This is a genomic window from Aquitalea pelogenes (assembly GCF_041914625.1).
GTDB lineage: Bacteria > Pseudomonadota > Gammaproteobacteria > Burkholderiales > Chromobacteriaceae > Aquitalea > Aquitalea pelogenes.
In genome coordinates this window covers 64,383-70,589 of record NZ_JAYSDA010000017.1, presented here as the reverse complement: position 1 = coordinate 70,589, position 6,207 = coordinate 64,383, and the positions used below count along the sequence as shown (strand labels likewise).

Sequence of the window (6,207 nt, the reverse complement as noted above, 5' to 3'; positions counted from 1 at the left end):
GTGAGGGGTGAGGGGTGAGGGGTGAGGGGTGAGGGGTGAGGGGTGAGGGGTGAGGGGTGAGGTGTGAGGTGTGAGGGGTGAGGTGTGAGGTGTGAGGTGTGAGGTGTGAGGTGTGAGGGGGGGAGTGGATGGCGGGCCGGTCCGGCCCGCCGGCATGCTTACTTGGCTGCGGAAGCAGCGTCTTTCACGCACTTCTTCACAAAGCTGTTCTTGGCGGCGCCAGCCAGTTTCTTGTCGGCGGCCTTGCCTTCACACATGGCTTGCGGTGCAGCAGCCTTGCTGTCCTTCTCACATTTCTTCAGGAAGCTGGCCTTGGCGGCACCAGCCAGTTTCTTCTCGGCTGCCTTGGCGTCACAGCTGGCATCGGCTGCCAGAGCAACATTGGCGGTGGCCAGGGTCAACAGTGCCATCATCACGAATTTGCGCATTGCAGTTTCCTTTTGGTTGAGTGGGAAGCATCCCGGTTAACAAGCAGAATGTTCTGCTGCTTGTGCAGCGTAACATAAACCGATTTTACTGCCTTATCCATTACGGATTGTTACAACGCTTGTCAGAATTTGTTCCTGATAGCCTCAATTGGCGGGCGACAGCGCCTGTGCCAGTTGGCTGGCGTTCTTGGCAGTCCAGTTTTTGATCATCTTCTTCAGTAAATCCGCGGTAATCGCTTCATCCCTGGTCTTGCTGCCCGGGTTCTCGATCAGATTGACGCCGCCTGCCAGCAAGGTGTGCTCCTGCGAGTCTTCCAGTTGGCCCATGGTGGACACCTTCAGCAGATAGGGGTCGGTGCCGGTGGCAAAACGTGCCAGATTGAACGCAGCCTTGATCGGCAGGATGTCGCTGACCGCCAGGCCCGGCTTGTCCTGCTGGAAGCCGGTCACCGCGAGGCGCAGGCGTGCCACACCCGGCCCGGGCTCGGTAACCACCCGGATTTTTTCCTTGCGCAGTGCCGTTTCCATGCTCATGCGGTACAAGCTGTCTATCTTGTTTTTTTCGGCGGAAACCAAGAGTTGCCAATTGCCGTCGTGCTGCCGCTCCAGGAAGGACAGCGGCTCCAGAATGACTGCGTGGTACTGTTTCAGATCGGTGCCGGGTTTGAGATAAATCATCTGGCCGGGCACTTTCGGGTTGGGCTGAAAGGCTTCCGGCGGCAGATCAAACAGGTGCTGCGGATTTTCCCCGGCCATGGCGTGGTGGCTGAGGCCCAGGGCGATGATGGCGCAGGCAAGGCGGAAAAACGGTTTCATTGCGGGTGTCTCCGGTATGTGGTGTGCAGCATGGGAGAAGGCGGCGGGCCGGGAGTTCCCTCTTATTGGCGGCCAGGCACAGCGCTTACTATAGCCATCATGACAATGTGTTGCTGGCTCGCATGCAAAACCGGCCCATGGCAGGCACACGGCGATCCGTCCCATGTGGCATGCCAGCGACGGCCCTTGCTGGTATCATCACACCCTTGCCCAATCACCTTGTCGTCGATATCTGCCGTGCCTGCCAAACCCAGACGAAAATCCCCCGCCTTGTGGCCTCGCATCCTGTTGCTGGCCGTGCTCACCGCTGTTGCCTGGCTGGGCTGGGTGGTGGTCATCCCGGTCGATCTGCCGCAATCCCCCTACAAGCTGACCATCGGCCCCAATCGCACGCTGGGTCAGGTGGCGCGCAGCCTGGCGGATGAAGGGGTGATCCGCAACCGCAACATCATGATGCTGCTGGGTCGCATGCAGGGCATGGACCGCAAGATCAAGGCCGGTTTGTACCAGTTCAGCGATAGTGCATCGATGTGGGACATCCTGCAGCGCCTGGCCGACGGCCACCCGGATGAGGCCAGCCTGACCTTGATTGAAGGCTGGAATTTCCGCCAGTTCCGTCAGGCGATTGACCGCAATCCGGACATCAAGCACGAAGCGCGCGATTTGACTGATACCCAGTTGCTGCAACAACTGGGGCTGGACGGCGTGCAGGCCGAGGGCCTGTTTTTCCCCAGCACCTATCTGTTCACCCCCGGCAGCAGTGATCTGGAACTCTATCGCCGCGCCTACAACACCATGCAGCAAAAGCTGGATGCCGCCTGGTCGGCACGCAAGGCCGATCTGCCTTATCACACGCCGTATGAATTGCTGATCATGGCCAGCCTGGTGGAAAAGGAAACCTCGCTGGACGCAGACCGGCCGCTGGTGGCCGCGGTGTTTGTCAATCGCCTGAACAAGGGCATGCGCCTGCAGACCGACCCTTCGGTCATTTACGGCATGGGCAGCGCCTATCATGGCAATATCAGCAAGGCCGACTTGCGCCGCGACACGCCCTACAATACCTATACCCGCAACGGCCTGACGCCCACGCCCATCGCCATGCCCGGCAAGGCCGCGCTGGAAGCAGCGGCCAATCCGGCCAACTCCTCGGCCCTTTATTTTGTCGCCAAGGGCGATGGCAGCTCCTATTTCTCGGCTACGCTGGACGAGCATAATCAGGCGGTGCGCAAATACATTCTGAAGAAAGGCTCCAATGACTAGTCGGACTGGCTGCTTCATCACGCTGGAAGGCATAGACGGTGCCGGCAAAAGCACCCATCTGGGCTTTATCCGCGACTGGTTGGGTACACATGGCATTGTGGCCGAATTTACCCGTGAGCCCGGTGGCACGCCGCTGGGCGAGCAAATCCGCGCCTTGCTGCTGGCGGTGGATACCGAGGTGTCACTGGATGCCGAAACCCTGCTGATGTTTGCCTCGCGCCAGCAACTGGTGTCCAGTGTGATCCGTCCTGCGCTGCAGGCCGGACGCTGGGTGGTGTCCGACCGCTTTACCGATTCCACCTTTGCCTTTCAGGGCGGTGGACGTGGCGTGCCGACCGAGCGCATTGCCGTGCTGGAAGACTGGGTACAGCAAGGCCTGCAACCACACCTCACCCTGCTGTTTGATGTACCGCTGGATGTGGCCAGCCAGCGCATGGCCGGCAGCCGTCAGCTGGACCGTTTCGAGCAGGAAAAGGCCGACTTCCACCAGCGTGTGCGTGATGCCTACTTGCAACGTGCCGCCGCGGATTCCCGCTTTCGCATTCTGGATGCCACCCGCAGCATTGCCCAGTTGCAACAGGACATTGCCGGTCATCTGGCCGCCTTGCTGGAGCAACGCTGATGCTGTTTCCCTGGCAAGAGCAGGACTGGCAACGCCTGAACGCAGAACGGGCCCGCCTGCCCAATGCCTGGCTGTTCATCGGCCCGGCCGGCACCGGCAAGCTGGAGTTCGCCCTGCATCTGGCCCAGTCGCTGCTGTGCGAACAACTGCAAGCCGACCATCAGCCCTGCGGCCAGTGCGAGGCCTGCCGCTGGTTTGCCCACGGCACCCATCCGGACTTCCGTCGCCTGTCCCCGCAAACCGATGACGAAGAAGAGGGCAAGGAAGCCAAGCCCGGCCGCAAGCTGCCCTTGATCAAGATTGAAGCGGTGCGTGAAGTCATCGAGTTTGCCCACCTCACGGCCCACCGCGCCGGACGACGCATCATCGTGGTGGAACCGGCAGAAAACCTGAACCCGGCAGCCGCCAATGCCTTGCTGAAAATTCTGGAAGAGCCGCCGCAGGATGTACTGTTCCTGCTGGTGGCACAGGCTGCCCAGCGCCTGTTGCCCACCATTCGCAGCCGTTGCCGCCAGTTTCCGCTGTCTGCGCCCACGCCAGCCCAGGCGCTGGCCTGGTTGCAGCAACAAGGGGTGGAAAATGCGGCGACCGAACTGGCACATAACGGTGGCGCGCCCTTGTTTGACCACGACCCGGTACTGGCCAAACTGCGCAGCCAGTTCATTGACGGGCTGGGGCAACCGACATTCGCCAGCATCCTCAGCCTGGCCGAGCTGGTGGACAAGCAAAAGCTGCCCTTGGCCATTCCGCTGGGCTGGCTGATGAAATGGCTGCATGATCTGGCTGGTTTGAGTCTGGCGGGGATTGTCCGCTATCATCCAGACAAGCAGCAGGTGTTGCAGGCACTGGTACAGCGTTGTGACCCGGTGGCCCTGATGCGCTGCCAGGATGCCTTGCAGCAGCTGGCTCCATTTGGTCAGCACACGCTCAATACCCGGCTGCAGCTGGAAGCCTTGCTGATGGATTACCTGAAGATTTTTGCCGGTGGCCGCCAAGGCTGACATGGTCTGCCCCGGAAGTACTTGCCATGCAACAGGCTGCCGAACAACTCGGCGCTTCAATCATCAATAGCGGATATGCGCAATGGACAATACGCCTCGCCCCGATTCCGCACGCCCCGGCGTGCTGTCGCTGCACATCAAGGAGCGCAGTGCCCTGTTTGCGGCCTACATGCCCTTCCTGAAAACCGGGGGGATTTTCATTCCTACCAACAAGGAAATGAAACTGGGTGAAGAAGTCTTCCTGTTGCTGACGCTGATGGATGAGCCGCAGAAAATTGCCGTGCAGGCCAAGGTGGTGTGGATTACCCCGGCCGGGGCCAACAACAGCCGTGTGCAGGGCATTGGTGTGGAGTTCGCCTACGGCGATGCCGGAACCCAGGCCAAGGCCAAGATTGAAACCCTGCTGGGCGGTGTGCTCAATTCCAGCCGCCCCACCCATACCATGTAAACCCTGCCGTCCGGCTAGCGCCGGCGGCACTGCCAGCCAGAACACACACCATGCTTGTCGATTCGCACTGCCATATCAATTTTCCCGATCTCTCCAGCCGTCTGCCCGAGGTGCTGGGCAATATGCAGCACAACGGTGTCGAGCTGGCACTGGTAATCGGTGTGTCGCGGCCCAAATATCCCGAAGTGCTGGCACTGGCGGAAAACCATACCAATCTGTACGCCACTGTCGGCATTCATCCGGATGACCCGGAAGCAGAAGAATTCAGTGAAGAAGAACTGCTGGCCCATGCGGCTCACCCGCGCGTGGTGGGCATTGGCGAAACCGGGCTGGACTACCACTGGTGCAAGGGCGATCTGGAATGGCAGCACCAGCGTTTCCGTACCCACATCCGCGCGGCAAAGCGTGCAGGTTTGCCGCTGATCATCCATACCCGTGAATCCGCTGCCGACACCATCCGCATCCTGCGTGAAGAAGGTGCCGAGCAATGTGGCGGGGTGATGCACTGCTTCACCGAAAACTGGGAAGTGGCGCAGGCTGCGCTGGAGATCGGTTTTTACATTTCCTTCTCCGGCATCGTGACCTTCAAGAACGCCGCACAAATCAAGGAAGTGGCACAGAAAATGCCGCTGGAGCGCATGCTGGTGGAAACCGACTCGCCCTATCTGGCTCCGGTGCCTTACCGTGGCAAACTGAACGAGCCGGCTTATGTGCGGCATGTGGCCGAGCATATCGCCGAACTGCGCGGCATCAGTTTCGAAGAAGTTGCCGCCGCCACCAGCGACAACTTCTATCGCCTGTTCAGCAAGATCCAGCGCCCGCAAGCCGGGCAGGTGGCCTGACACGATGACGGCCCCACGTGTTGGCGAAATGGAAATCACCATTCTGGGTTGTGGTTCCAGCTCCGGCACCCCGGCCATTGGCTGCCAGTGTGCCACCTGCAGCTCCACCGACCCGCGCAATCACCGCACACGCTGCTCGGCTTACATCCGTTGCGGCGAGCACGGCCTGCTGATCGACACCGGGCCGGACCTGCGCCAGCAGGCGCTGCGCGAGGGCGTCCGTCAGGTGGATGCCGTGTTGTACACCCATCCGCACGCCGACCATCTCAATGGCATCGACGATCTGCGCGCCTTCTGCTACGTCAAGCAAGGCGCGGTAGTGCTGTACGGCAATGCCTTTACCATGGACAACATCACCAGCCGCTTTGGCTATGCGTTGCAAGCACCTTCAAAAGTGTGGGACAAGCCGGTGCTGCTACCGGAAGTGGTGGATGGTCCGTTCGAGCATGATGGCCTGTCCATTACCCCCATTCCCTTGCAACACGGCAGCTGGCCCTGCCTGGGCTGGCGCATTGGCAATGCTGCTTGGCTGACCGACCTGTCGCATATCCCGGATGAGAGCCTGGCGCTGCTGCAAGGGCTGGATGTGCTGTTTCTGGATTGCCTGAACATGGACGGCTACCCCTCGCACCTGGGTTTCCATCAGTCGCTGGAGTGGGCAGCGCGTATCGGCGCCCGCCGCACGGTGTTGATCCACATGATTCACCGGCTGGAATACCATGCCTTGTCGGCACTGTGTCCACCGGGGGTGGAAGTCGGCTACGACGGGCTGCGTGTGCAGCTGTAACGC

The 6,207-nt window shown here is 60.6% G+C and carries 8 protein-coding genes; 6 read left to right on the top strand and 2 right to left on the bottom strand.

Annotation, left to right across the window (positions count from 1 at the left end; genetic code table 11):
• Window positions 1–158 precede the first annotated feature (158 nt).
• Together ACE3SE_RS14010 and ACE3SE_RS14005 are read right to left on the bottom strand one after the other, a co-directional pair.
• A complete protein-coding gene (locus ACE3SE_RS14010) occupies window positions 159–428 on the bottom strand; it encodes a hypothetical protein (RefSeq protein WP_045847241.1) in 270 nt (89 codons plus the stop codon).
• Between the two features lie 144 nt (window positions 429–572).
• Window positions 573–1,244: a DUF3313 domain-containing protein gene (locus tag ACE3SE_RS14005; protein ID WP_374556134.1), complete on the bottom strand. Its 672-nt coding sequence runs from the start codon at window positions 1,242–1,244 to the stop codon at window positions 573–575.
• A 270-nt stretch (window positions 1,245–1,514) separates the two neighbouring features.
• On the opposite strand from ACE3SE_RS14005, the gene mltG reads away from it, so the two are divergent.
• The 6 genes from mltG (at window position 1,515) to ACE3SE_RS13975 (ending at window position 6,204) form a co-directional block, all read left to right on the top strand.
• Window positions 1,515–2,504: an endolytic transglycosylase MltG gene (mltG, locus tag ACE3SE_RS14000; RefSeq protein ID WP_374556132.1), complete on the top strand. Its 990-nt coding sequence runs from the start codon at window positions 1,515–1,517 to the stop codon at window positions 2,502–2,504.
• A complete protein-coding gene (tmk, locus tag ACE3SE_RS13995; RefSeq protein ID WP_374556130.1) occupies window positions 2,497–3,126 on the top strand; it encodes a dTMP kinase in 630 nt (209 codons plus the stop codon). Before mltG ends, tmk begins: the two co-directional genes overlap by 8 nt.
• The gene (locus ACE3SE_RS13990) at window positions 3,126–4,127 is read left to right on the top strand and encodes a DNA polymerase III subunit delta' (protein WP_045847244.1); all 1,002 of its coding nucleotides are present in this window, start codon (window positions 3,126–3,128) and stop codon (window positions 4,125–4,127) included. The genes tmk and ACE3SE_RS13990 overlap by 1 nt, the downstream gene beginning before the upstream one ends.
• Window positions 4,128–4,209: 82 nt before the next feature.
• Complete coding sequence (locus ACE3SE_RS13985; protein ID WP_374556128.1) at window positions 4,210–4,575, top strand: PilZ domain-containing protein; 366 nt, start codon at window positions 4,210–4,212, stop codon at window positions 4,573–4,575.
• Window positions 4,576–4,625: 50 nt separating this feature from the next.
• Window positions 4,626–5,417: a TatD family hydrolase gene (locus ACE3SE_RS13980; protein WP_374556126.1), complete on the top strand. Its 792-nt coding sequence runs from the start codon at window positions 4,626–4,628 to the stop codon at window positions 5,415–5,417.
• A gap of 4 nt (window positions 5,418–5,421) precedes the next feature.
• On the top strand, window positions 5,422–6,204 hold the full coding sequence (locus tag ACE3SE_RS13975; RefSeq protein WP_374556124.1) for an MBL fold metallo-hydrolase: 783 nt from the start codon (window positions 5,422–5,424) through the stop codon (window positions 6,202–6,204).
• Window positions 6,205–6,207: the final 3 nt, after the last annotated feature.

Excerpts from the sequence above, each read along its gene's own strand:
- ACE3SE_RS14010 (WP_045847241.1), bottom strand. The coding sequence starts at position 428 with ATGCGCAAATTCGTGATGATGGCACTGTTGACCCTGGCCACCGCCAAT.
- ACE3SE_RS14005 (WP_374556134.1), bottom strand. The coding sequence starts at position 1,244 with ATGAAACCGTTTTTCCGCCTTGCCTGCGCCATCATCGCCCTGGGCCTC.
- tmk (WP_374556130.1), top strand. The coding sequence starts at position 2,497 with ATGACTAGTCGGACTGGCTGCTTCATCACGCTGGAAGGCATAGACGGT.
- ACE3SE_RS13990 (WP_045847244.1), top strand. The coding sequence starts at position 3,126 with ATGCTGTTTCCCTGGCAAGAGCAGGACTGGCAACGCCTGAACGCAGAA.
- ACE3SE_RS13985 (WP_374556128.1), top strand. The coding sequence starts at position 4,210 with ATGGACAATACGCCTCGCCCCGATTCCGCACGCCCCGGCGTGCTGTCG.
- ACE3SE_RS13980 (WP_374556126.1), top strand. The coding sequence starts at position 4,626 with ATGCTTGTCGATTCGCACTGCCATATCAATTTTCCCGATCTCTCCAGC.
- ACE3SE_RS13975 (WP_374556124.1), top strand. The coding sequence starts at position 5,422 with ATGACGGCCCCACGTGTTGGCGAAATGGAAATCACCATTCTGGGTTGT.